Origin of the sequence: Bacteroides sp. A1C1, assembly GCF_004328515.1 — a bacterium.
Classification (GTDB): domain Bacteria; phylum Bacteroidota; class Bacteroidia; order Bacteroidales; family Bacteroidaceae; genus Bacteroides; species Bacteroides uniformis.
Genome location: NZ_CP036491.1, coordinates 1970795 through 1996979, shown reverse-complemented (window position 1 = coordinate 1996979; position 26185 = coordinate 1970795). Strand labels below are relative to the sequence as shown.

The window sequence follows — 26185 nt, the reverse complement described above, 5'->3', positions numbered from 1 at the left end:
TAAAAAACGTTCCCAGCCCTATTTAAAAAAGAATGAAGATGATGGATTTTAAGAAATTGGCGAATCAGTATAAGGACGAACTTATGAATAATGTTCTTCCTTTTTGGTTGAATCATTCCCAAGACACCGAATACGGTGGCTATTTTACTTGTCTGGATCGGGAGGGGAATGTTTTCGACACGGATAAATTTATCTGGCTGCAAGGCCGGGAAGTATGGATGTTCTCCATACTTTACAATAGGGTGGAGAAGCGTCAGGAGTGGCTTGATTGTGCCATTCAGGGTGGTGAGTTCTTGAAGAAATACGGGCACGATGGGAATTACAACTGGTATTTTTCATTGGACCGTGCAGGACATCCGTTGGTAGAGCCTTATAATATCTTTTCATACACTTTTGCAACGATGGCATTCGGGCAACTGAGTTTGGCCACCGGAAATCAAGAGTATGCAGATATAGCTAAAAAGACTTTTGACATTGTTTTGTCGAAAGTTGATAATCCGAAAGGAAAATGGAATAAGCTTCATCCGGGAACAAGAGATCTTAAAGGCTTTGCTTTGCCTATGATTCTATGTAACTTGGCATTAGAAATTGAGCATTTGCTTGACGAGGATTTTTTGGTGGAAACAATGGATACGTGCATCCACGAGGTGATGGAGGTGTTCTTGCGTCCGGAACTTGGAGGACTTATTGTTGAGAACCTAAATGGTGACAATAGTTTGGTAGACTGTTTTGAAGGACGTCAGGTTACTCCGGGGCATGCTATTGAAGCCATGTGGTTTATCATGGATTTAGGTAAGCGGTTGAAACGCCCGGAATTGATAATGAAGGCTAAGAACACGGCTTTGAAGATGTTGGAATATGGTTGGGATAATGAATTTGGCGGTATCTATTATTTCATGGATTGCAAGGGATGCCCCCCCCAGCAATTAGAGTGGGATCAGAAACTTTGGTGGGTGCATATAGAGACGCTGATTTCATTGCTTAAAGGTTATCGGTTGACCGGAGACGAAAAATGTTTGGAATGGTTTGAAAAAGTACATGGTTATGTATGGACGCATTTTAAGGATCAAGAACATCCGGAATGGTTTGGCTATCTGAATCGTAGAGGTGAAGTTCTGCTATCTTTGAAGGGTGGTAAATGGAAAGGATGCTTTCATGTTCCCAGAGGACTTTATCAATGCTGGAAGACCTTGGAAGAGATCGTTTGGGATAAGCAATAATGAAAACTAACTCAATTGTTCGATTTTAAATTCTAGTTAAAATGAAAAACAAGTATTTTTGTTGGCTATTCTTATTATTCACTTTGGTAAGTTTAGGTGCAAGTGCCCAAGTGAAGGTAGAGGGTAGTGTATTCGACGAGATGGATAATCCGTTGATAGGTGTATCTGTTTTTACAGAGAATCGCAAGACTGGTGCAGTGACAGATGTGGATGGTCATTTCACGATTACTGTGCCCAATACTAAAGTGTCGTTAATCTTTTCTTATGTGGGATATACTACTCAAAAGATTGCTCTGAAAGATAGAAAGCTTTTGAAAGTGGTTTTGAAAGAGGATTCCGAATTGTTGGATGAAGTGGTGGTGGTAGGCTATGGTACACAGAAAAAAATCAGTGTAACAGGTTCTATTGCTCAGGTTGGTAATAAAGAATTGAAAAAAGCTCCGAGTGGAACTCTTTCTAATATGTTGGCTGGTCGTCTGCCGGGTTTGATTACTAAACAGAGCAGTGGTCAGCCGGGTCAAGATGGTTCTAGTCTGTATATTCGTGGTGAAGGTGCTGGTGATGGTAGTGCGTTGGTAGTAGTGGATGGAGTGATTCAGGATTATTTCCCAAATTTCAATGCCGATGAGGTAGAATCAGTTACTATTTTGAAGGATGCTACTGCGGCTGCTGTGTATGGTGTGCGTGCAGCTGCTGGTGTTATTTTGGTTACTACTAAGCGTGGTTCTATCCAGAAACCTACTGTAACTTTGAATTCATCGGTTACATTGAGTCAAAACACTAGCTTCCCGAAGTTCTTGAATGGTCCAGATTATGCCTATTGGTACAACAAGGCTCAGTTGATGGATGGAGTAGCTGAAGAAAACCTGCGCTTTTCTCCGGAAGATATAGAACGTATCACGAATCCTGGCCCGGATGAAGAAATTTATGGTAATACCGATTGGTTTGATATGCTTTTCAAAAATGTGGCTCCTACTTATACAAATACTGTATCTGTTTCAGGCGGTAATGAACGTGTTAGGTTTTTTGCTTCTTTGGGTGCGTTCAATCAAGAAGGCGTTGTGAAGAATACTTCTTATGATAAGTATAACTTTCGTTCTAATATTGATGCCAAAGTAACAGAAAATTTGGATTTTTCATTGAACTTATCTGGTTTTGTTGATGATCAACGTTCTCCAGGTGCTTCTGTAGAGCCAAATGCATATGCAGGTGTTTTTGTGCAAGCTATGTTGTCTTATCCATATTTGAAGCCATATACCAAGGATGGTATGCCTATTGCTAGTTACAATACAGATGGACAAGGAAATAACAATCCGATTGCTGCAAGAGACTTGTCTGGTGAACGTTCAAGTAAGAGTACAAAATTCCAAGGCGATATTTCTTTGAAATATAAATTACCTTTAAAAGGTCTTACAGCTAAATTGGATGCTGCGTTTTTGAAGAGTCATTCAATGACTAAAGCCACTATGACACCGTACGATGTTTTCTCATGGAATCAAACTACGCATCAAGGTAAAGTGGAAAAAGGTCGGATTTGTTCAATGGCATCTGTCTCACATTGGTATGGTTCACAACAGCGCTACACTATCAGACCTACTCTTGAGTATAATAATAAATTTGGCAAGCATGAAGTATCAGGTTTGTTCTTGTATGAATTTGCACGGGAAGATTATGAAGGAATTTCTGCAGGTAGAGAAGACTTTCCCATAACGGATATCATGGATATGAGTTATGGTTCTAAGGTTATTGAAACATTGGTAAAAGGTAGTCATAGTATTGATAAACGCGCAGGCTATGTAATGCGGTTTAATTATGGTTATGATGAGAAGTATTTGTTCGAATTTACAGGTCGTGTCGATGCATCTACAGCTCTTCCAAAACGTAATCGTTGGGGGGTCTTCCCAGCGGCTTCTATTGGATGGCGTGTTTCTCAAGAAGATTTCTTTAAAGAAGCCGTGCCATTTATGGATAATTTGAAGATTCGTGCTTCTATAGGTCGTCTAGGAAGTGACAGTTCTATCGAAAGTACAATGACTTATTTCTCTACAGCTTCATTGTCTGCAGACCCTGTAGTTGTATTTGGAACCAATGCTTTGAAGGATATGGGTATGAGTGGTCCGATTTGTCCGGACTTAAAATGGCAGTTGACTGATACCTATAACTTCGGTATTGAATCTAGCATGTGGAATGGACTGTTAGGGGTTGAGTTTGATGTTTTCTACATGAAAACTACTCGTTCTTTGGAAACGCAGTCAGGCCTCTTTCCACCTTCTTTGGGATCTTTCTATCCTGCTTATATCAATTATGGTTCGCATGATAACCGTGGTTTTGAATTGGTATTGACTCATCACAATAAAATCCGTGATTTTAACTATCATGTAAGAGGTAATTTGTCTTGGGCACGGAATAAAATTCTGAAAGTTACTGAGGATGCTAATATCCCAACTTATAAGCGTCAGACAGGTCAGCGTTTGGGACGGTATTTGGGCTTTGTAGCTGAAGGTTTGTTCCAATCAGAGGAAGAAATTGCTCACAGTGCTGTTTTTGAAGGTTCTACTGATACCAAACCCGGTGATATCAAATTGAAGGATATCAATGGCGATGGTCAGATTACTTGGGATCAAGATATGGTGCCTATTGGTCGTAGCAGTACGCCGGAAATGATGTTTGGCTTGAGCTTAGGTGCTGAATGGAAAGGATTTGATTTTAATATGTTCTGGCAAGGTGCTGCTATGTTCGATGTGAATTTGTGCGGTATTTACGGTAGTGGTGTCCGTGATAATACTTTCTATACAAAGCCGTTTTATGATGATGGTAATACCCCATATTATTTGGTAGAAAATTCTTGGCGGCCTGATAATCCCAATGCAAAATTTCCTCGTTTAGGGATTGCATCGCGTGAAAATGGTGGTAGATTCTCCTCTTGGTGGGTGAAAGATGGTACATATTTGCGTTTGAAATCTTTGCAATTAGGATATACACTTCCTAAAAAACTAACAGAGAAAGCTGGATTTAAAAGTATTCGTGCTTATGTGAGTGGTGGTAACTTGCTTACATTCTGTGGATTGGATTATATGGATCCTGAGATGCCTGGGGTAAACCAAGGGTATTATCCACAACAGCGTACGTATGAATTTGGTTTAAATATTACTTTCTAAAAACTTGATAAGATGAAATCTATAAAGAAAATATTTACGGTATTCGCATCTACTTGTTTGATTTTATCTAGTTGTGATATTGATCCTATACTGACTAAGCAATATCCTTCTGATATTATTTTTGCCAATGAAACAAACTTGAATACCTATATAAATGGTTATTATTCATTGGTGGGTGGATATTATGGCCTAGGTGAAGAGGCTAGTACTGATATATTAAAAGTAAATAATCCTACAGACGATTATAATTCATTTGTTTTTGGATCGATGCCTATAGGAACTACAAGTAATCTTTTTGATACTTGGGAAAATGGTCATACGTGGCAATTGTCTTGTACTCGTTTTTTGGAAAATTTAGCTAAGAATAGTTCTAATTTTTCCAATGATGTACTTATTCAGGCCGAGGCTCAAGTGCGTTTTTTTCGAGCAGTAACTTGCTTTAATTTAGCAAAACGTTATGGTGGACAATACGTTGTCTATAAGCAATTACCAGAATTAGGTGAAAAGAATCATCCTCTTTGTTCTCCAGAAGAAGGTTGGCAGTTCATCTATGATGATTTGAAATTTGCTGCCGATAATTTGCCAACCAAAGAAAAAGTGGAGTTGGGGCGTTTGACTAGCGGAGCTGCATATGGTATGTTGGCACGTGCTATGTTGTATGCAGAGCGGTGGAAAGATGCTTCCGATGCTGCTGCTCAAGTGATGAGTCAAGACTATGAATTGTATGAAGATTATGGTAAGTTATTCAACAATTCTCGTCTGGAACCCGTGAAAAATAAAGAGAGTGTGATCGAATTTGGCTATTTAAAGAATAGATTCACTTATTCTTTTGACTATTATTATTGTCCACCTAGTGATGCTGGGTATGCACAGATTTCCCCGACAGAAGATTTGGTATCTTCTTATCAAATGGCCGATGGTCGTGATTTTGACTGGAATAATCCTGAAATGGCAGCTAATCCGTATGAAGGTCGGGAACCTCGTTTTTATGCCAGTATTCTTTATAATGGTTGTCAATGGAAAGGTGAAACGCTTTACACTTATGAAGGCAGTGTGGACGGTTTTGGCTTAGGCGGTGGTACTACTTGTACCGGCTACTACATGCGTAAGCTGTTGAAAGAAGGAATTCAACCTAAAGGTTGCAGTTTTTCTGATCAGTCTGATTTGACCTACTATTATATGCGTTATGCTGAAGTCTTGTTGATTTACGCAGAAGCAATGGCCATGCAAAATCAATTAGAACCAGCTTTGGATGCTTTGAATCAAGTGAGACGAAGAGCCGGATTTACTAAGGATTTGACGGCTTCAACGAAGATTGAATTCATGAAGCTTCTTCGTCGCGAAAGAATGGTTGAATTAGCTTTCGAGGGTCATCGTTTTTGGGATATTCGTCGTTGGAAACTTGGAACCACTTTGTTGAATGATGTTAATATGCATGGTGTGAGACCTATTAAAGTTGCTGAAAATCAATTTAAGTATGAAGTAGTTGATATTGATGGAGGCAAGAAAAGAGTTTGGTATGACCGATATAACAGATTTCCAATTCCTATTGAGGAGATTCAGCAAAATACGTCTATTCAGCAGTTTGATGAATGGAAGTAATAATAGTAGAGTGTATTAACAGAAAAAATAGATTACAATGAAAATATTAAGTAAGCTATCGGCAATTGTTTGTTTGTGTTGGGTGGCTATATCATCATGTGAGTCTCCTGATTACGAAACAGGTCATATCGCTCAAGTTAGTGGTCTGACAAGTGTTACCATACAGGTGCCAGGTAATCCGGCTAAGTATAATGCTACTAAGGTCGGTCCTTATGCCGAAAATGAAGAAATCATAGTCAAGGTACCTACTACGGACGAGAATCCTTTAGATGTGACTCGTCTGGTATGTACAGTAATTGTTGAACATAATTGTTATGTGACTCCTGCTGTCGGCGGAGAAATGGATTTCACAGAACCTTATCCCATTACAGTTGTAGATGCATTGGGTAACGAGCATCACAATACGATTAGGGTAGTGCCTACTCCTCCGAAGACTAAGTATGCTAAGTTGTGGGGACAGAGTGGAGAAACAATGCAGGCTACTCATAATCCTACCGGGCTAGCTTTGTGGAAAGACTATTTAGCTGTACAAGTATATGATGGTAATATTAAATTATATAATCGTGAAACGGGAGCTTTTGTGAAGGATATTGAGTCTGCAAGTTCTTTTATGATGCGTGCTCGTACTGATGATGCAGGACATCTCTTGACTAATAGAGAAAATGTGTATAGTGCAGGTTTCATGGTTTATCTTTATTCTGAAGAAACACAAGAACATATTAATATCTTAAACTATACAGCGGATGATGGTTGTCCGGATGACTTGGGACATAACTTCAGTGTCAAGGGAGATGTTACCAAAGGTATTGCTTACATTTATGGTACCTGTCCAAACAAAATGGAAGTATATTATTGGAAATTGGTTGACGGACAGTTGGAGACTCCTGCTTCTAAACCCAATATACTCCGTTATGGTCCTGCTGGTGGCAATTGGACCTCTGCTCCGATGATTGAACGTGCTACTTTGGACGATGATTCTGATCACTATATTGCTGTTAATCGTCGTAGCGGTAATCCGGAAGAGCATCCAGAACTGATGAGTAAGTTCAGTATGTTTACCTCTTCATTTGAAGTTACTAGTTTGAATCAAGATAACCACTTCTATCGTATTTTAGGATTTGATGTATTCAATGTAGAAAACGATACATATTTGGCCTTGGTCGATGAATATGCTGATCCATGGTCGGGTGGTCCGTCTACATTGCGAGTATTTGATATTACGAATCCGGAACATATGGAATTAGGACCCAATGATGCAGGTTATGATAGGTTCTGTCTCTTCAAAGGTGAAGATACCCCTGGATATACGACCAATTATAGTGACTGGGGGGATGTAGCTACCAAGATTGAACCAACTGCTACAGGTTATGATATTTACATAGCTACAGGTTTAGTTGGTTCTTCGGCTGCTGAAGCTCATGTACGTGTCTACAAGATGACTTGGTATCGTCAATGACCTTTATTTAGTAAGTAGTCAATAGGCGGGAGCTCGTCTTTTCAAGTGGGCTCTGCCTATTGATTCTTTTAAAATAGATAATGATTTTGCTTTATTGCACCTATTTATAACCGATGAAAAAATGATGTGTAAGAAAATACTTTTTTGTTTGTGTGTGTTATTCAATGTTTATACGGTTTGGTCACAACAGAATAACTTAAAATTCAATCGTGACGGAAAATTTAAGGTGGTACAGTTCACCGATGTACATTATAAATACGATGATCAGGCAAATTCCCAAAGAGCTGTCGATTGTATAAATGAAGTCTTGGATGCAGAACATCCGGATTGTGTGGTTTTTACGGGCGATGTTGTTGTTTCTAACGAAGCTTTAAAAGGCTGGGACATTGTATTGGATTTGTGTATCCGTCGTAATATTCCATACGCTGTAGTTTTTGGTAATCATGATGATGAATATGATCGTACCCGTCAGGAGTTGTATGATTATATATCCAAAAAGAAAGGTTGTCTGATGCCGGAAGGTCTTGGCGTAGATAACTCGGATTATGTTTTGCAAATTAAATCTTCTAAAGAGAAGAACAAAGATGCAGCCTTATTCTATTGTATTGACTCACACTCTTATACAAAGATAAATTCTGTTCCGGGTTATGACTGGATTAAATTTAATCAGATAGCTTGGTATCGTGAGCAAAGTAAGAAGTTTACAGAAAACAATGACAGTACCCCCTTGCCTGCATTGGCTTTCTTCCATATTGCTATTCCTGAATTTAAAGATGCATTGATGGAAGATAAAAACCGCATGTTTGGTTGCAAGGCAGAAATGGTATGCTGTCCAACTACCAATTCCGGCTTTTTCACTTCTGTAAAAGAATGCGGTGATGTAATAGGTATTTTCGTCGGGCATGATCATAATAATGATTATGCAGTTACATATAAAGATGTCTTATTAGCTTATGGTCGTTACACGGGTGGCAATACAGTCTATAATGACTTGGCTTTTAATGGAGCTCGCATTATAGTACTACATGAGGGTGAGCGTAAGTTTGATACGTATATCCGGCTTGCCAATAATGAGATTGAGTCTGCTGTAACTTACCCAAGTAGTTTTTATTGATTTAAGTATTGCAAGCCTGCGAATATAGAATGATTATTTAGAGAACAAAAGCATAAAATAATAAATTATGAAATATATATTTTTAATTCTTTTCTCATTACTGTCGGTCTTCTACACACATGCAGATGAGCGAGTGGGATTGACGTTGATTCCTCCCGGGAAAATATCAAATAAAATTAATTTGGATATCCGGGGAGGAATTGTAAACCATGGTAATTCTTTACGGACCTATCGTGTATCTTTGTATTGGGGTAAGGAAAAAACATCCGCTTTACTGTGTGATACTACTTTGCAGATAGCTGCAGGACAGTCGGACATGGTTAAAATTGTACTTCCTATGCAAGATAAAGTCGGTAAGCATAAAGTTATTCTGAAGGTTTCTGACGGAAAACGAGTGTATCGGAAGGCTCAGCATGTAGAGGTTATCAATTTGGATACTCGTTCTATACAACAGATTTCCGGTGCATGGACGGGTATTTATCATTGGAGTGAAGAGGAAGGTAAGCACTGGAATCAAGATATCAAAAAGATGACCGATGACCATTGGAGAGAGATGATTCGTTCCATGCACAAGATTGAGATGGATATGGTGGTAATTCAGGAAGTATTTCGCCATCAAGCTTATATCGGAAGTTCTACTACCGTTGAGGATTATCCGGGGAAGGCTTTCTATCCTTCTAAATTATATCCCGGCCGTATGGACATTGCAGCTGAAGATCCTATCGAAGCCATTCTCTCGGAAGCGGATAAGCAAGGAATGCAAGTATTGATGGGGGTTGGTATGTTCGCTTGGTTCGACTTTACCCCCGAGTCCTTGGAATGGCACAAACGGGTTGCCAAAGAACTGTGGGATATGTATGGGCATCATGAGTCTTTTTATGCTTTCTATGTATCCGAAGAAAGTGGTGGGGGCCTAAATAACTGGGAACCAGATCCACAACGCAGTAAGGAAAGAAAAGTTGAAATAGTACATTTCTTCAAGGAATTTAAGGAGTTTTGTAGTGCTTTAGCTCCTGAGAAACCCATAATGCTTGCCACTAATAGTTTTGATGTCCCTGTTGGGATGGATACTTATCCGGAATTATTGAAATATCTGGATATTCTTTGTCCATTCGGCTTTGCACGTATGCCGGCAACCGATATAAGCGGCAAAGAGGCTGCCGATTTGTTGCAGAAGGTTTGCGATGAGGCGAATGCGCACTTGTGGTTCGATCTTGAGGCTTTTCTATTCAATCCGGACAATTCTTTGTATCCCCGTCCTATAGAGCAGATTATTCATGATTTGAATCTGTTTGACAATTTCGAGAAGATCCTTTGCTATCAGTTCCCCGGTGTTTTCAACGATCCGGAGATGTCTATCCGTGTGGGCGAAGCGCGTACAATCAACTTGTTCAATGGGTATATGAGATATTTGAAAGAACTGAAATATAGGAATAAAACACGTAAATAAAAAGAAAGTGATGAAGCGCTGTTATCTATACCTGTTTATCCTAATAGAGATGTGTTGCCTGTCGGAGCTTGCTGCTAAGAGTTGTGGCAAGGTTTTCAAAGGGAATGATCCGGCCGTGAGATATGTTGGCAGAACGCTGGTTTCCTCGGACGGGTCGGTATCTTTCGATTGGGTGGGCACCTATTGGGAGACTCGTTTTACGGGCGGAAGACTCTCTTTGATAGTCTCTGAAACCGGAACAAGCTACTACAATGTGTTTGTGGATGATGAACTGCACCGGGTTGTAAAGGTGTGCGGGACAGATACTCTAATTAATGTGGTGTCGGGGATAGATAAGCGTCTTCATAGCTTGAGGATGCAAAAACGTTCTGAGGGAGAGTTTGGAAAGACAACCATCCACCGATTTGTGCTCTCTGCTTCGGGACAGTTGCAGGCAAGTCCTACTGTGCGTACCCGTCATATTGAGTTTATCGGCAACTCGCTTACTTGTGGGTATGGGGTGGATGGTAGGCACCGTGATGAGCCTTTTGGGGTGGAAACGGAAAACTGTAATCATGCCTTTGCAGCCATGGTAGCCCGCTATTATGATGCCGATTATACGTTGGTTGCCCATTCGGGCAGAGGAGTAGCCCGTAACTACGGTGATTCGGTGAGGGTGTCGAAAGTAACGATGAAAGACCGAATGCTAAATACTCTTGATGAAGACCTTACTGTTAAATGGAATTTCACGGGCTATCGACCGGATTTGGTGGTTATAAATTTAGGCTCGAACGATTTTTCTACAGAACCGCATCCTTACAAGAGAGAGTTTGTAAAAGCTTATATGCAGATAATAGCACAGTTGCGCGAGCATTATGGGAATATTCCTATTCTCTGCCTTTATCCGGTTGCTATGCAGGCTCCGGTGTTCAGTTATTATGAAACAATAGTGTCTGAATTGAATGATCCGAAACTCTTTCTGCTGAGGCTGGATGAAGGACTTTATAACAGGACAACAGATTTGGGTGCAGCCTGGCATCCCGGATACAGTGGACATAGGAAAATGGCTATGTGGATAATTCCTTATATCTCGACCCTCATGGGGTGGGAATTGGCTGATAAAATTATTGAGTAAAACAGAAAAAAAGAACAAGAGATGAGAAGACGTGATTTTATAAGATATTTAGGCTTGGGAAGTGTGGCTGTGACCATACCCGAAGCTATGCATGCAGTTCCTGCTGCCGCCACCACATTGTGTTCGGACAAGAAGACCAAGCCTATTTCGGGCTCTTGGTTTGAATTTCAACATTCGGCAGCCGAAGGCGGGTATTGGAATGAAGCATTGGCCCATTTTACTGCCGACCAATGGCGCAGGAAGGTGTTTGAAATCCGTGAGGTCGGTATGGAGTATTTGGTTTTGATGGGAGTGGCTCGTGCCGGCAAACCCTTCTATCCTTCTAAAATTGCTCCTCGGATTCCAATGGGGTGTGATGACCCGCTGGAAGCTGTCCTTTCTGCGGCAGATGAATGTGGTATCAAATTTTTTGTCAGCAATGATTTTTGGGGCGATTTAGATGCTTACAACATGATGTTGGACAAGGGAGTACAGACAGTTCGTTTCCAGGCGATGGAAGAGATAGCTGAGAGGTACAGTCATCATGCGTGTTTTTATGGGTGGTATTTTCCGAATGAAGCCATGCTGCAACCTTATTTTGTGGATGCTTGTGTGAACTATGTCAATGAGACTGCGGCATTTGCCCAACGCCTGACGCCCAATTGTGTGAACCTGATAGCCCCTTATTTTATCAAGGAAGCCCGTTTTGATGATCATTTTGTTCGTCAGTTGGAGAAGATGAATATTGATATCATAGCCTATCAGGACGGGGTGGGAGTGAACCATACTTCATTGGAAGACTCGGCCAAGTTCTATGAAATATTGTATAAGGCGCATGAAAAAGCTTGCAGGGCTCGTTTGTGGGCAGATGTCGAATTGTTTTATTTTGAGGATGGAACCGGTGGTAATTTGCTTCCTGCTGATTTTGGCAAACGCATTATCAGGCAGCTGGAAGCTGTGTCCCCTTATGTGGATAAGGTGCTCTGCTATCAATATTTGGGCATTATGAACAAACCTGATACAGATATTGTGGCAGGGCATCCGGATTCTATAAAATTATATGAGCAATATACAGAATGGTATAATCATTATCAAAAGAAGTGTGAATGAAAAAAGTGTTTCTCTTGACTTTATTGGTTCTGTTTGGTACCTTTGAAGTAAAAGCTGCTTTTAAAAAGAACGAAAAGAGAATTTTGTCAGAGCAAGTGCTGAAGGATAAGGTGAAAGGTGCTTGGGCCGGGCAAACGTTAGGGTGCAGTTATGGTGGTCCCACCGAATTCAAATTCCTGGGAACTATTATTCAGGATTATATTCCCATTCCTTGGAATGAACACATGGTGAAAAAATGGTACGATAGCTTTCCGGGACTTTATGATGATGTCTATGTAGATTTGACATTTGTCGAAGTCTTTGAAAGATGCGGTTTGGATGCTCCGGTGGATTCGTTTGCCGTTGCCTTTAAGCGAACGGAATATCCCTTGTGGCATGCCAATCAGGTAGCGCGCTATAACCTGCTGCAAGGAATGAAAGCTCCTCAGAGCGGGCATTGGAAGAACAACCCTCATGCCCATTGTATCGATTTCCAGATTGAGGCTGATTTTGCCGGAATTATGTCGCCTGGGATGCCCAATCAAGCGGCTGAAATTTGCGATAAGGTAGGTCACATCATGTCTTATGGCGAAGGTTGGTACGGGGGGGTGTATGTTGCAGCCATGTATTCTTTGGCCTATGTCAGTGATGATATGGAGTATATTGTGGAAGAAGCCCTTAAAATCATACCGGAGGAAAGCGATTTTCACAAGTGCATGTCCGATGTCATTCGTTGGCACAAGAAATATCCCAATGACTGGAAGCGTACTTGGTTTGAACTGCAGAACAAGTGGAGCGAAGAAATCAGTTGTCCCGAAGGCATCCACAATTCTTTTAATATCGGTACGAAAATCAACGGGGCCTACATCCTTTTAGGATTGCTCTATGGAGAGGGTGATTTTACAAAAACCATTGATATCTCTACCCGTGCTGGGCAGGATTCTGACTGCAACCCGGCATCGGCAGCAGGTATATTGGGAACCATGATAGGTTACAGCAACATTCCCGAATACTGGAAAGGGACTTTGTATGAGGTGGAAGACCGGCCTTTTTCTCATACAGACATAAGTCTGAACAAGGCTTACGAAATGACTTATAAACATGCTTGTGATATGCTCCGGAAGCATGGAAATGCGAAAATAGGGAATGCTTTTGAAATCAAGCGGGAGGATATTCGTCCTGTTGCGTTGGAAGTGGCCTTTGAGGACCTGAAAGTTAGTGGCAAACTTACTGTTGAAAAATCGATAGATGAGGTGAATTCATTCACTTTCGTAGGCACAGGTCTGGTGGTGAAGGGGTACGTCGCAGGTGCTCTTCCGACAGACTATACGGCCGAAATGGAGGTGTATATAGATGGGAAATTGCATGAGACCACTGCTTTGCCTCAGGAACTCAATCACCGGAAGTGCGAGTTGTTCTTCTGCTACGACTGTCCGGTGGGTAAGCACGCAGTGACTTTTAAATGGAAAAATCCCGTGTCCGGCGGAAAGATATGGATTACCGAAATTATAACCTATACAACGAAATGACAGCCATGAAAAAAAGAATGATTCTGGCAACCTTGTCTTCTTTGTTGCTATGTATGGCAGCTTGCAGCAATAAGCAGCTCCCCACAAGCGAGGATATCTTGACAGAAGCTCGTGCTGTGAAGACATTGAACGCTTATGATGAGATGAATTGTGTGGTGTATGATATGAAGGTAACTCCTGCCTCGCCTAAAAGTTCGATAGACCGTTTTGTCAGTGATGACTGTGTAGAAGGTGCAGGAAGTTTTGAAATCAGATACTCTTTTTCCGGCAATTCTTCCGAAGCGGAATCGGTGTATATCCAGCAAAGTGGTGGAGACTACCGCAGTGATTTATCTTTTCATCCTCTGGGACTTTCCATTTGGGTGAAGGGTAATAAGAACAACAAGGGTACATTCCGTTTTATGATAATTCAAGATGCAGGCATGTTCACCCAGGGGACACTGCACGACAAAGGGCGCTGGCAATTCTTTGAATATGTGGACAAAGAGGTGTTGACTCAAGAAGAGTGGACTCGGGTGGTGATGCCATACGAAGCCTTTACTTTTGTCAAGGGACATGATATGGGGGATAATAAACTGATGCTGAACCGCTTTGAGGGGTATCGGATAGAAGTGACCAATGATGAGGGTGTAATGTGTACCGGTTCGTTCTGCATTGACAATCTGGAGCAGTTGACTTCTTATGCTCCCGAGTTCAAAGGGACTCCAAAGTTTTCCAGTGTGTTTATTCAATTGGACGGGGTATATGAAAACACCGATTGGGATAAGGAGTTTAAAGCAAGCCAAGAGGTGGGCATTGATACCTGGATTATACAGTATGCCGAGGGGTTCAATGACCGTGCAGAAGAAAAAACTTCTTTTTATGCTCCAACAAAACTTCCTTGGGTCACGAAACAATATGATATCATGAACCGGCTGTTCGAGGCTGCCAAGCAGAATGGAATGAAGCTTATCGTAGGGCTTTATCCCGGTGATTATAGCAAAAAAGACACTGCAAGCCCCGAGCAATACGACTTCCTCGTAGAGCGGAACAAGCAGGTCTTTGATGAACTGTTTGCCCTTTGGGGAAATCATCCCTGCCTGGATGGTTGGTATATAACGGAAGAGTTTCACGATGGCTCCTATCCCGTGGGGTGGCAGCAAGAACCTTCACTCTCCATGCTGGCCAACTATTTGCAGACGGTGGCGGCTTATATAAAGTCGAAATCTCCCAAGGAAGTCTGCATCGCTCCTGCCTTGTGGCGTGGCATGCCGGCCGATCTTTGTGGGGAGTGGTTCGGTAAGATATTTGCCCAAACACCCGATATTGATGTTCTTTATCTTCAGGACATAGGCGGACGTTGTCTGGTGGACTTTGATGTGGATCTGCCCAATTGGTTTGCCGAAATAAAGAAAGCTTGCGATGCCAACGGAGTGATTTTCGGGGTAGACATCGAGTCGTTTAAGGAATGCTGGTGTCCGAAGATTACAATGCGTACCAAGCCTTGGTCAGAGTTGGAAGAACAATTAAGGGTTGCCGGAATGTTTACCGATCATATTACGAATTTCAGTTGGGCTACCTTTAAGCCGGGAACGGACACTTATGAAGGTTATAAGAGGTATATTGAAGGAAAATGACCTATTGCTGATGCAATAAAATAGCTCATTAGCGGAATTGGTAGTGTTTAATCAATAAAAAACAAATATTTTTTATGAATCAGTTCATCAAAGAAATACAAGAACAACCGGAAATGTTGGAACGTACTCTTGGCTATTATCATTCAAGAGAAGGAAAGGAGCGTTTGGATGCTGTCTGTACTCTGTGGACAACCGGTGACTATGACAAAATAGTACTTACCGGTATGGGAAGTTCTTATTTTGTATCGCAAGCTGCCGCGACCATGATGACCGCTTATAATATACCCGCTTTTGCTATCAATGCCGGGGAGCTATTGCATTTTCAGTCTTCAGTTCTGACAGAGCGCACTTTATTGGTTGCCATCTCACAGTCAGGCGAGAGCTATGAGGTGATTGAACTGCTTAAACAACTTGGTGAACGGCATCATTCACGGTTGACAGTGGTTGGGGTCACAAATGAGTCTGGAAGTTCTTTAGCGGCGATGGCTACTCTCAGTCTGCTATGTAAGGCTGGGAGGGAGGAAATGACATCTACGAAGACATTTATCACCACCTATCTGGTAGTGTATCTGCTTGCAGGAGCATTGGATGGTCGCAGGGTGGATAATGCTCTTTTAGATAGTGTCGTTCGGGAAGTCGGTCTTCAGCTTGAGAAAGGGGGGATTTATTTATCCCGTTCGGTCGCTTTTTTAAGTGGGCATCCGTTTGTTCAAGTGATAGGCAGGGGTACGGTTTTTGCAAGCGCTGCCCAAACCGCCCTGATGTTTATGGAGGCTACCAAGACTCCGGCTTCAGCTTTGTTGGGCGGTGAGTTTCGCCACGGCCCACTAGAGATGGTAGGCCCTGGCTTTATCTGTATCATTTATGCGCATTCACGGTCCGGTGTTTATCGGCAGAGCATCAGGCTTATGGCTGATGTTCTGTCTTTTAATGGTAAAGTGATCCTGGTGTCGGATATCTCCTCCGGCATTGAAAGTGTGAATTTGCTGGAAATCAATGTTCATTGCGGAGACCCTGATTTGTTTGCAATTCCGTCCATTGTTCCTGTTCAGCTGATAGTGAATGCTTGGGCGGAAGAAATGGAACTAGTGCCCGGCAGTTTTACACATGGTGCTAAAGTGACTTCAATAGAATAATGATGGGACGAAGAAAGGTAGCCATAGGAGTCGATATCGGAGGCACAAAGATCAGTGCGGGTATTGTTGGCGGAGAGGGATTGGTTTATGCTTCTCCCCGTACTATTGCAACTAATCCGAAAGAACCCGGCGAAGTAATTATTGCCAATTTGTTTTCTCTGTTGAAAAATATTCTGGCTGATGCTGCGGATTACGATATTCAGGGCATTGGTATCGGGTGTACCGGACCTCTCGATATAGGTAAAGGTATACTGCTGGATGTTGAGAATCTTCCCACTTTGAACTATTTTCCGTTGAAAGACACCGTTGAACAAGCATTTCCGTTGCGGGTGATCCTTGATAATGATGCCAATGCGCTGATTTATGCAGAGGCATTATGGGGAGCGGGTCGGAATGCCGGTTCAGTCCTGGGTTTCACTTTAGGAACGGGGATAGGATGTGCTTGGATTAATGGAGGAAAAGTATGGCGTGGGCATTCCGGTTGTGCTGGAGAAGTATGGACTTCACCTTATAAAGAAGGGATATTGGAAGATTATGTATCCGGCAATGCCGTCACCCGTCTTTATAAAGAATATACAAAGGAGGAGTTGCCGGCTTATCGTATAGCCGAACTGGCACGGTCCGGTGATAAAATGGCTTTGCAGGTATGGGATGCTTTTGCCCAGGCATTAGCTCATGCTTTGTCATGGACAGTGAATATTACCGATCCCGAAATTGTCATCATAGGCGGATCTGTTCTGAAATCTTCCGATTTATACTGGGACAAGGCAGAGTGGCTATTTCGTAAATTCATTTGTCGTTCAGCAGCCCGGCATACTACTTTGCTGCCTGCAGCCTTGGGAGACAATGCCGGATTTATTGGTGCGGCTGCATTAATATTAAAATAACAAGAAACTATGAGAAAACTCTTTTTTATACTGTTGATATGTAACATGTTGTTTGTCAATGCCCAATCTCTTGAACTGGAGAACTGGAAGATTATCAATTCTTCCGAGCTAAACGCCGGAGCTGCTGAGGTTTCGCAATTGTCTTATCCCACTGCCGGATGGTATCAGGCCACTGTGCCCACTACCGTGTTGAACGCTTTGGTGAAGGAAAACGTATATCCTGATCCGAGAATCGGCCTGAATAATTACCTGATTCCGGATGTGTCGGATGAATTTAATGCCCGGATGGATCTATCTAAATACAACTACCTGAAAAGTGGCCGTAATCCTTGGCAAGATCCATACTGGTATCGTACGGAAGTCGTTCTTCCCAAATCATATAAAGGCAAGAAGGTATGGCTGACCTTGAACGGCATCAACTACCGGGCAGATGTCTGGGTAAATGGTCGTCAGGTTGCTGATAAAAAAGATATTGTGGGTATGTTTCGTCGCTTTAAACTTGATATAACCGGATATGCCCGTGCCGGAGCCAACAATTGCATTGCGATAAAAATTTATCAGGTGGATCATCCGGGCGTCCCGACTCCCGGCACCCAGTTGAAAGTATTCGGTCCTGTACGCGGACATTCCTACGATATCTTTAAGGATGAGACATTGAAGATATCCGGTGGCTGGGATTGTGCTCCCGTGGTTCGCGACCGGAATATGGGTATCTACCAGAAAGTGATAGTGGAAGCCACGGACGAGGTGTTGATTGAAAATCCTTTTGTTATCACTACTTTACCAAAGTCCACTACCATGCCTATGAAGGTTGACACTGGGCTTGCAAAGGTCAATATTAAACTTGAAGTGAGGAATACTTCTGCAAAGCTTGTCGAGGGAAAGGTGAATGCTTGGATTACATTACTCAACGAAGTCAAATTTCCCACTTATACCAAGCATATGGAGGGATACCTCAAGCCAATCAAGCTGACGAAGAAAGTAGCCCTGCGTGCCGGTGAGAGAAAAGTAGTGGAACTGACCCCTGAGGACTTTCCTTCCTTGCTGATAGAAAACCCGTATTTGTGGTATCCGAATGGGTATGGCGAGCAATACTTGCATCACATGAAACTGTCTTTTAGCATCGGTGGAAAAGTGTCCGATACCAAAGAGTTTGATTTCGGAATCCGTGAGGTGGCAAGTGGACTGAACCGGGTGGGAGATGAATGTGGTCGTGTATATTATGTGAATGGCAAGCGGATATTCTGTAAGGGCGGTTGGATACAGCCGGACATCTTGTTGGAGGAATCTGAAAAACGTATCTATGATGAAGCCCGCTTGATGGCAGAGGCGAACATCAACCTGATTGGCAGTGAAGATATGCCGTCTCCTTCTGAAACCTGGTTTGAAAGTTTTGACAAATATGGCCTGATGTGGTGGCATGTTTTCTATCAATGTTTCCGTATGACTCCCGGAACTGAAACTGCTGACAATCCTCTGGATCATGGTCTGGCGGTGGCAGGAGTGGAAGATATGATGCTCCGCTATCGCAATCACCCTTCTATTATTTCATGGATAGGAGCCAATGAGGTCTTGATGAATGAAAGCTTGTACAAGCTGACCAAGGAGAAAGTGAGGAGTATCGATACTACGCGTGTTTATCTTCCGACTACCAGTTTTCATTGGGATGTAGACGCCTTGACTCCTTATCTGAAAGAAGATCTGCCAACAGGTACGACGGATGACGGTGCGCCCGACTATAATTGGGCGCCTTCTTCCTACTTCTTTGATAAAGTGCGTGAGGTCCATTTGCAGATGTTCCGCAATGAACTGGGGATGCCTTCCATGCCGACGTACAACAGCCTCCGGAAATTTATTCCTACCGCGGAGAGTACGGCTAATGTAAACAGCCCTATTTTCCCATTGGATAGCATTTGGGCTGAACATGGTGCTTGGGATGTAAGTAATTATTGCTATCGCTCTTATGACAATGCCATTCGCACAATGTTCGGTGATCCGAAGACGGCAAAAGAATATGCCGACAATGCCCAGTTTCTGAGTGCCGATGGTTATCGCGCTATGTTTGAAGCGGCTAATCACCGGATGTGGGATATTACTTCCGGTGTGATGATTTGGAAGATTAATTCTTGCTGGCCCGATGTGTGCTGGCAGATATACGACTGGTATCTGGCTCCCAATGCTTCTTATTATTTTGCAAAAAAAGCTATGGAACCGGTGCACGTACAGTTGAATGCGAATGATTTCAGGGTTTCTGTGATTAATGCCTCCCATCAGACACTGCAAGACGTGAAAGTGACGGCTAAAGTTATCAACAATGACATGGAAGTGGCTTGGGAGGACTCCCAGCGGATAACTGTTTCTCCCGATTGCTATCAGGAGATTGTTACGGTGCCCCGGTGTGGAAAATACTCTTATAATTACTTTGTGAAGCTGGAGCTGCATGATAAATACGGTAAACTTCTGTCCGAGAACCTATATTGGTTCTATTCCCAGCATATGGATTTCTTTTGGTTCACTTCTATGGAGAAACCGGAATTGAAGGAGGAGGTTGAAGTTACCAAAGAGGAAGGGGAATATGTCTTTTCTATTTGTTTGAAGAACGAATCGGATCGTTTGTCCCATTTCAATCATCTGACTTTGCTGGACGTCCGGGGTAAGGAGATTAATCCGGTATTCTGGAGTGACAATTTTATTACGCTCTTTCCGGGAGATGAAAAGGTAATAACGGCTCGTGTGGCAGTATCCGATGCCGGAGATACACCTCCTGTGTTCTTCCGGGCACGATGATGAATAGATTGAATTTATTTATAATATAGTGTTATGAAAAAAATTATAGTGATTGGCAGCTCCAATGTGGACATGGTGGTGAGAACTTCTCATCTGCCTGCTCCCGGTGAGACGATTCTGGGAGGGGAATTCTTTATGAACCAGGGTGGAAAAGGAGCAAATCAGGCTGTTGCAATAAAGAGATTGGGCGGCAATCTGATATTTATGGCAAAATTGGGGAATGATGTATTAGGTCGGCAATCTGTCGGTTATTTTAAAAAGGAAGGAATTGATACAAGATATATTGCTCTCGATGAAGATTCTGCTTCCGGAGTAGCTCTGATCAGCGTGGACGATCATGCGGAGAATAGTATTGTAGTGGCATCCGGTGCCAACATGTTGTTGAACGAACAAGATGTGGATAAAATGTTGGAGGAAATGTGTGAGGGAGATATCCTCTTGATGCAATTGGAAATTCCGCTTCAAACAGTGGAGTATGCTGCCAGAAAGGCTTTCGGGAAAGGAGTGAAGGTGGTGCTGAATCCGGCTCCTGCCCGCAGTCTTCCCAAAGAATTGTTCCGGCATCTGTACATGGTCACTCCGAACCGCATCGAGGCGGAGATGCTTACGGGCATAAAGATTGCCAATGATGCCGATGTTGAGAAAGTGGCGGAAGAGATTTGCGCGATGGGGGTAAAGAATGTAATTATCACTTTGGGTTCGAAAGGATGTCTTATAAGGGAAGAGGGCGTTTCTTATCGTATAGATGCTTTCAAAGTGGAGCCTATTGACACTACAGCTGCCGGAGATACGTTTAATGGGGCTTTGTGCGTAGGATTGTCAGAGGGCATGGACTTGAAACAAGCTGCTGTGATGGCTTCAAAAGCTTCATCCATAGCTGTAACCAGAATGGGAGCCCAGTCTTCTATTCCTTACCGTGAAGAGTTGTAATCATTAAAAACAATATTAAATATCACGATTATGTTTATAGTTGAAAGTTACGGATTGGCGGTAGCGTTGTGCTGGGTCACGATGTTATGCTGGGGATCATGGGGAAATACTCAAAAATTGTCAGCCCAAACATGGCGCTATGAATTGTTCTATTGGGATTATGTGATTGGTATACTTCTTTTTTCTTTGGTTTGGGGCTTGACACTGGGCAGCATTGGAGAAGGGGGACGCGGATTTATGCAGGACTTGCAGCAAGTTGGTATGGAGAATTTTTGGAGCGCTTTTCTGGGTGGCGTCATATTCAATGCCTCGAATATATTGTTGTCGGCTTCCATGTCGTTGGCTGGTATGTCGGTTGCTTTCCCGATAGGGGTGGGGTTGGCGTTGGTATTAGGCGTATTTGTCAATTACTTTAGTGTACCGAAGGGGGATCCTGTCACTCTTTTTGGGGGTGTCTTCTTGATTGTGTTGGCCATTGTTTTTAATGGGATTGCTTCCAGTAAAGTTTCTGAAGTATCAGGTCAGACTGTCCGAAAAAGAGGAGTTCTGATCGCTGTCTGCGCTGGTATTCTGATGGCGTTTTTCTATCGTTTTGTCGCCGCTGCTATGGATTTGGAAAATCTGGAATCGCCTGCTGTTGGTATGATGACTCCGTATTCTGCCTTGTTTGTGTTTGCAATAGGTATCTTTATCAGTAACTTTCTATTCAACTCTTTGTTAATGAGGAAACCTTTTACGGGGGTGCCTGTGGCTTACAGTCAATACTTCAAAGGAAATATGAATACTCATTTGGTTGGTATTTTGGGGGGTGCCATCTGGGCGTTGGGAACAGCGTGCAGTTATATTGCTGCCGGAACAGCCGGTGCTGCCATTTCCTATGGGTTGGGACAAGGGGCTACGATGGTTGCCGCATTATGGGGGGTGTTTATTTGGAAGGAATTCAAAGGGGCTTCTAAATCTACTAATCTATTGATTGCCTTGATGTTTATTCTCTTTATTTTAGGTTTGGCGTTAATTATTACGTCCGGTGGCAATTGATCTTTTATTAATTAAAAAAATGTGTATATTATGAAGAGGATTTTTCTGCCAATCCTATTGGGGGTACTGATGATATCAGCCGTACTGCCGTCGGCAGTAGTTTTTGCTGGCAATGATGTTCCTGGCCGACAGAGAAAACAGAAGGTGAAGGAATCTGTTTTGAGGGTGAAGCCCATTACTGGTACTTGGATAAATCTGGCATATAAGGATGTACGTAATAGATATACCAATCCGCAGAGTTTTGATAATACGGATCCGGAATTATGGAAAGCTAAAGTGCGGGAACTGTCAGCTATGGGCATTGAATATCTGGTATTCATGGAAGTTGCCAATGAGAGTAAGGCTTATTATCCCTCTCAATTAATGCCCTGGTGGTATGATAAAGATAAACAGAGTCCTGTGGAAGCCATTCTTGATGAGGCTGCCCGATATGACATGAAGGTTTTTATGAGTACTGGATGGGCAAAAGACCAGGATGATAATTTGCAGGATCCTGCTATCAAACAACGCCAATTGCAAATTATGGAGGAACTGGCCGTCTTTTATAAAAATCATAAAGCCTTTTATGGCTGGTATTTGCCGGTAGAGGATTGTCTTTGCCCCATTTTTGCAGAACATGCTGTACAATCGGTTAATGCATTGACCAAAAAGGCAAGAGCATTGACTCCGGATAAGAAGACACTGATTTCTCCTTATGGTATCGGACTGTCTGATTTTGATAATCCGGAGTATGAGAAACAATTGGCAAAGCTGAAAGTCGACATCATAGCCTATCAGGACGAAGTGGGCTGTGTACGCGATAAATTCATGTTGCCTCGCTTAAAGAAGACTTGGAAACGGTTGAGAGACATCCACAACCGTCTGAATATTGAGATGTGGGCCAATTGTGAGACTTTCACTTGGGAACAGGGAACCAACGACCGTTCTTCGGCCTTGATTCCTGCCGCTTATCCGCGTCTTTTATCTCAACAAGTGGCTGCTTCTGTGGCAGGGGTTGACAGGATTATCTCATTTATGGTTTGTGGAATCATAGAAAGCCCCACGTCAACTTATCAGTTGGGGCAACCGGTGTGGTCACATAAAGTATACAATGACTATATGGCCTGGAAAAGGCGGATTGGCTGCTGGCAATTGGCCGAAGCTGCCTTTATGGAGAGATTGGCTAACGGGGCTACCATTGACATGGTGTTGGGAAAAGCGGATTTGAAGGCATTGCTTGATGGCAGGGTTGCCGAGGAAGACAGTAAAGATGCCCGTTGGGTGAAATTCGAGAAAGGTTATCATGAGCTTGTGGTAGATTTGCAGAAAAAGACCAGACTACGGAAAGTCATGCTTCGTATGCTGGACTATAATTTAGATGGAATAGGTATGCCGCTGAAAGTTTATCTGTTCACTTCGTTGGATGGAAAAGAATATAGATTAGCTTCTATCAAGGATACTCCCCATTTCCCGAACAATCGGCATGATGCATGGATTGAAAACTTGTTATTTGATCAATTGGATGAAAGCATCCGTTATATGAAGGTGGCTTTCGAAGCTTCGCAACAAGTGTATATGGATGAGTTGTTTGTTAATCCGGTGATAAAATAAAGACCAGTTGAGATGAGAGTGAGTTTGTGTTTATTAACGGTGTGGCTGTTTCTTGCTTGTGTAGGCCGCGGGGAAATTGTACCAATTCCTTCTTGGTCAAAATCGATGGCAAAGGAGAAATATATCCTAACCCCCAAAGCACCTGAGGTTCCACAGATTAATAGTCTATGGTGCAGCCTTGGAAATACAGAAAAAGTCTCTGTTCGTGATTTGTGGCATCAAAAGGATTTAGGGGAGTATAAAGGGGGATTTTGGACACAAGTCCCTTATCATGGAGTTACTTTTGTAAAAAAAATCACTCTTGTAGAGTGAACTGAAACTTTAAAATAAATAGTATGGAATTTGCTTTGGATAGATGGATTACCAAGCATAATGCTTGGATTGATGTTTTTGGACCAAACTACATGAGGTGGATATTTCGTGATGTGAAAATGACTATTTTGTTTTTGGGGCAGTTTCTCTTTGGTAAAGTGTTGCAGGTGTTTAAGGCAGGTGTGTTATTGGGAGCAGTGTCTTGCATACTATTTGTGCCAGGGCTAAAGGCAGAAAATTCTAGGCCATTTGTGATACCGGCATTACAGGAGTGGAAAGGCGGGGATGGCTATTGGCGCTCATCGTGTCGGTTGGTGTTGGACCCCCGCTATGCAGCAGAACTCAATCCGGTGGCAAACACATTTGCCGAAGATTTAGCAGTGATGTTTGGCAGGAAATATAAGGTGGCGGAAGGCGTTTCTGCCTGCTCGGGAGATATTTTTTTGACTTTGGCTGGAAAAGAAACAGAAGAGAATCGGGAGAAGTATTATTTGGATGTGTCTGATCGGATGGTGTTGACGGGTGCAACGACGCAGGCAGTGTTTTGGGGAACTCGGACCATTCTTCAAATGATGGAACAGTATGATGGGGCGGTGCCGCAGGGAGTGGCTGTAGATTGGCCCAATTATCCTAAGCGTGGATTTATGTTGGATGTAGGACGTAAATTTGTCCCCATTGGCTTTTTGAGGGATTATGTGAAGATAATGTCCTATTATAAAATGAATTGTTTCCAGATTCATTTGAATGACAACGGCTTTAAAAAGTTCTATGGCAATGACTGGTCGCAAACACCCGCAGCTTTCCGATTAGAAAGTACCGTGTTTCCGGGATTGGCCACGGAGGGGGCTCATTATTCAAAAAAAGAATTTGTTGAACTTCAGATGTTAGCCGAGCAGTATGGAGTGACTGTCTTGCCGGAAATAGATGTGCCTGCGCATTCATTGGCCTTTACGCGCTATAAGCCGGAAATTGCTAGTAAGGAGTACGGAGAGGATCACCTGGATTTGTTTAATCCGGAGACTTATTTGTTCTTGGACAGCTTGTTTGCAGAGTATTTAGGTGGAGAAAATCCGGTGTTTAGGGGTAAAGAAGTGCATATTGGTACAGATGAATACGATAATTCGGATCCTAATGTTGTTGAAAAGTTTCGCTTTTTTACTGATTATTACATTAAATATGTGGAGGGTTTTGGGAAGAAAGCGGTGGCATGGGGTGCATTGACGCATGCCAGAGGAGATCTTCCTGTGAAGTCTGACGAGGTACTATTGGACATTTGGTACAATGGTTATGCCGATCCCTTTGAAATGGCCGAATTGGGATTTGGATTGGTGAATGTGGCATGTAGCCAATTGTACATAATACCATTGACGGCACTCTATTACCACGATTACCTGAATATAGAGTGGATTTTTAATAACTGGGAACCCTATATGTTTGATGATAGAATATTTAGTCGGAATGATAGGCGTGTGAAAGGGGGAATGTTTGCCGTATGGAATGATTACATTGGAAATGGGATTACTTTCAAGGACATTCATCATCGTGCGTATCCTGCTATGCAGACATTAAGCTTGAAAATGTGGACCGGTGCTGTGGATGATTTGTCTTTCGCACGGTTTGATTCTTGCCGTCGTGCTTTGTCGGAAGCTCCGGGAGTGAATATTGGAGCAAAGGTAAAAACGATGGATGGGAAAGTGCTTCAAGTCTCGAAGTTGAAAAGGAATCAAAAGCTTTTGATAGAAGAAGTAGGGTATGATTATGAAGTGGCTTTTGATTTCACTGCAAAATCCGCAGATAAGGGCAGTGTGCTTTTTAAATCTTCCAATGCCATTTTGTATCAGAGTAGCCCAAAGTCTGGAAAATTGGCATTCTGGTCAGATGGTTATTTAAATGAGTTTGATTATATGTTTCCTATCGGTCAACGGGTACAAATTGTGATTAAAGGTGACCATACCTCTACAAGTTTATACATTGATGGAAAACTACATCAGACTTTGGATAAAAAGATACTTTATAAAATTGGCGAGGAGGTGGTGTACTACCAGTCCACTCTTGTTTTTCCATTAGCTTTTACTGGAAATTTTAGTGGGCAATTGTTAAATTTGAAAGTACTGCAAAAGTAATTCGAGTTCATGTTACAAGGATCCATTTTAGGTTATTCTTTGCCTTTAATTTGTT

General features: G+C 42.4%; 18 protein-coding genes. All 18 read left to right on the top strand.

Annotation, left to right across the window (positions count from 1 at the left end):
• The first annotated feature begins 41 nt into the window (after nucleotides 1-41).
• The 18 genes from EYA81_RS08180 to EYA81_RS08095 all read left to right on the top strand — a co-directional run bounded on the left by EYA81_RS08180 (nucleotide 42) and on the right by EYA81_RS08095 (nucleotide 26130).
• On the top strand, nucleotides 42-1220 hold the full coding sequence (locus tag EYA81_RS08180) for an AGE family epimerase/isomerase (protein WP_131226426.1): 1179 nt from the start codon (nucleotides 42-44) through the stop codon (nucleotides 1218-1220).
• 41 nt (nucleotides 1221-1261) lie between these two features.
• Entirely contained in the window at nucleotides 1262-4378 is a 3117-nt protein-coding gene (locus EYA81_RS08175) for a TonB-dependent receptor (RefSeq protein WP_131225611.1), read from the top strand.
• A gap of 12 nt (nucleotides 4379-4390) precedes the next feature.
• Nucleotides 4391-5980 (top strand): RagB/SusD family nutrient uptake outer membrane protein, encoded by a 1590-nt coding sequence (locus EYA81_RS08170; RefSeq protein ID WP_131225610.1) that lies wholly within the window; start codon nucleotides 4391-4393, stop codon nucleotides 5978-5980.
• Between the two features lie 37 nt (nucleotides 5981-6017).
• Nucleotides 6018-7436, top strand: a complete 1419-nt coding sequence (locus EYA81_RS08165) for a DUF5018 domain-containing protein (protein ID WP_131225609.1) — start codon at nucleotides 6018-6020, stop codon at nucleotides 7434-7436.
• A 121-nt stretch (nucleotides 7437-7557) separates the two neighbouring features.
• Nucleotides 7558-8550 (top strand): metallophosphoesterase family protein, encoded by a 993-nt coding sequence (locus tag EYA81_RS08160; protein ID WP_131225608.1) that lies wholly within the window; start codon nucleotides 7558-7560, stop codon nucleotides 8548-8550.
• A gap of 67 nt (nucleotides 8551-8617) precedes the next feature.
• Nucleotides 8618-10000, top strand: coding sequence for a DUF4434 domain-containing protein (locus tag EYA81_RS08155; RefSeq protein WP_131225607.1), 1383 nt, complete (start codon nucleotides 8618-8620; stop codon nucleotides 9998-10000).
• Between the two features lie 10 nt (nucleotides 10001-10010).
• Nucleotides 10011-11114: an SGNH/GDSL hydrolase family protein gene (locus tag EYA81_RS08150; protein ID WP_035447306.1), complete on the top strand. Its 1104-nt coding sequence runs from the start codon at nucleotides 10011-10013 to the stop codon at nucleotides 11112-11114.
• A gap of 21 nt (nucleotides 11115-11135) precedes the next feature.
• Nucleotides 11136-12203 (top strand): DUF4434 domain-containing protein, encoded by a 1068-nt coding sequence (locus tag EYA81_RS08145; RefSeq protein WP_035447304.1) that lies wholly within the window; start codon nucleotides 11136-11138, stop codon nucleotides 12201-12203.
• The gene (locus EYA81_RS08140; protein ID WP_131225606.1) at nucleotides 12200-13711 is read left to right on the top strand and encodes an ADP-ribosylglycohydrolase family protein; all 1512 of its coding nucleotides are present in this window, start codon (nucleotides 12200-12202) and stop codon (nucleotides 13709-13711) included. Before EYA81_RS08145 ends, EYA81_RS08140 begins: the two co-directional genes overlap by 4 nt.
• 5 nt (nucleotides 13712-13716) lie before the next feature.
• Nucleotides 13717-15327 carry a DUF4434 domain-containing protein gene (locus EYA81_RS08135; RefSeq protein ID WP_131225605.1) on the top strand — a complete coding sequence of 537 codons (1611 nt, stop codon included), beginning with the start codon at nucleotides 13717-13719 and terminating at the stop codon, nucleotides 15325-15327.
• A 74-nt stretch (nucleotides 15328-15401) separates the two neighbouring features.
• Nucleotides 15402-16463 carry an SIS domain-containing protein gene (locus EYA81_RS08130; protein ID WP_035447300.1) on the top strand — a complete coding sequence of 354 codons (1062 nt, stop codon included), beginning with the start codon at nucleotides 15402-15404 and terminating at the stop codon, nucleotides 16461-16463.
• Entirely contained in the window at nucleotides 16463-17350 is an 888-nt protein-coding gene (locus EYA81_RS08125) for an ROK family protein (RefSeq protein WP_227186983.1), read from the top strand. Before EYA81_RS08130 ends, EYA81_RS08125 begins: the two co-directional genes overlap by 1 nt.
• Nucleotides 17351-17359: 9 nt before the next feature.
• Nucleotides 17360-20137 (top strand): glycoside hydrolase family 2, encoded by a 2778-nt coding sequence (locus tag EYA81_RS08120; RefSeq protein ID WP_035447296.1) that lies wholly within the window; start codon nucleotides 17360-17362, stop codon nucleotides 20135-20137.
• A gap of 33 nt (nucleotides 20138-20170) precedes the next feature.
• Nucleotides 20171-21067, top strand: coding sequence for a ribokinase (rbsK, locus tag EYA81_RS08115; protein ID WP_117601550.1), 897 nt, complete (start codon nucleotides 20171-20173; stop codon nucleotides 21065-21067).
• Between the two features lie 30 nt (nucleotides 21068-21097).
• Entirely contained in the window at nucleotides 21098-22105 is a 1008-nt protein-coding gene (locus tag EYA81_RS08110; RefSeq protein ID WP_057281451.1) for a GRP family sugar transporter, read from the top strand.
• Nucleotides 22106-22135: 30 nt separating this feature from the next.
• Entirely contained in the window at nucleotides 22136-23695 is a 1560-nt protein-coding gene (locus EYA81_RS08105; protein WP_131225604.1) for a DUF4434 domain-containing protein, read from the top strand.
• Between the two features lie 105 nt (nucleotides 23696-23800).
• Nucleotides 23801-24007 carry a hypothetical protein gene (locus EYA81_RS19555; RefSeq protein WP_035447288.1) on the top strand — a complete coding sequence of 69 codons (207 nt, stop codon included), beginning with the start codon at nucleotides 23801-23803 and terminating at the stop codon, nucleotides 24005-24007.
• Nucleotides 24008-24030: 23 nt separating this feature from the next.
• Nucleotides 24031-26130 carry a family 20 glycosylhydrolase gene (locus EYA81_RS08095; RefSeq protein ID WP_227186982.1) on the top strand — a complete coding sequence of 700 codons (2100 nt, stop codon included), beginning with the start codon at nucleotides 24031-24033 and terminating at the stop codon, nucleotides 26128-26130.
• Nucleotides 26131-26185 lie beyond the last annotated feature (55 nt).

Coding starts and splice junctions, on each gene's coding strand:
- EYA81_RS08160 (WP_131225608.1), top strand. CDS start 7,558: ATGATGTGTAAGAAAATACTTTTTTGTTTGTGTGTGTTATTCAATGTT.
- EYA81_RS08135 (WP_131225605.1), top strand. CDS start 13,717: ATGAAAAAAAGAATGATTCTGGCAACCTTGTCTTCTTTGTTGCTATGT.
- EYA81_RS19555 (WP_035447288.1), top strand. CDS start 23,801: ATGGCAAAGGAGAAATATATCCTAACCCCCAAAGCACCTGAGGTTCCA.
- EYA81_RS08170 (WP_131225610.1), top strand. CDS start 4,391: ATGAAATCTATAAAGAAAATATTTACGGTATTCGCATCTACTTGTTTG.
- EYA81_RS08110 (WP_057281451.1), top strand. CDS start 21,098: ATGTTTATAGTTGAAAGTTACGGATTGGCGGTAGCGTTGTGCTGGGTC.
- EYA81_RS08150 (WP_035447306.1), top strand. CDS start 10,011: ATGAAGCGCTGTTATCTATACCTGTTTATCCTAATAGAGATGTGTTGC.
- EYA81_RS08145 (WP_035447304.1), top strand. CDS start 11,136: ATGAGAAGACGTGATTTTATAAGATATTTAGGCTTGGGAAGTGTGGCT.
- EYA81_RS08125 (WP_227186983.1), top strand. CDS start 16,463: ATGATGGGACGAAGAAAGGTAGCCATAGGAGTCGATATCGGAGGCACA.
- EYA81_RS08175 (WP_131225611.1), top strand. CDS start 1,262: ATGAAAAACAAGTATTTTTGTTGGCTATTCTTATTATTCACTTTGGTA.
- EYA81_RS08155 (WP_131225607.1), top strand. CDS start 8,618: ATGAAATATATATTTTTAATTCTTTTCTCATTACTGTCGGTCTTCTAC.
- EYA81_RS08130 (WP_035447300.1), top strand. CDS start 15,402: ATGAATCAGTTCATCAAAGAAATACAAGAACAACCGGAAATGTTGGAA.
- EYA81_RS08120 (WP_035447296.1), top strand. CDS start 17,360: ATGAGAAAACTCTTTTTTATACTGTTGATATGTAACATGTTGTTTGTC.
- EYA81_RS08140 (WP_131225606.1), top strand. CDS start 12,200: ATGAAAAAAGTGTTTCTCTTGACTTTATTGGTTCTGTTTGGTACCTTT.
- EYA81_RS08095 (WP_227186982.1), top strand. CDS start 24,031: ATGGAATTTGCTTTGGATAGATGGATTACCAAGCATAATGCTTGGATT.
- EYA81_RS08105 (WP_131225604.1), top strand. CDS start 22,136: ATGAAGAGGATTTTTCTGCCAATCCTATTGGGGGTACTGATGATATCA.
- EYA81_RS08180 (WP_131226426.1), top strand. CDS start 42: ATGGATTTTAAGAAATTGGCGAATCAGTATAAGGACGAACTTATGAAT.
- EYA81_RS08165 (WP_131225609.1), top strand. CDS start 6,018: ATGAAAATATTAAGTAAGCTATCGGCAATTGTTTGTTTGTGTTGGGTG.
- rbsK (WP_117601550.1), top strand. CDS start 20,171: ATGAAAAAAATTATAGTGATTGGCAGCTCCAATGTGGACATGGTGGTG.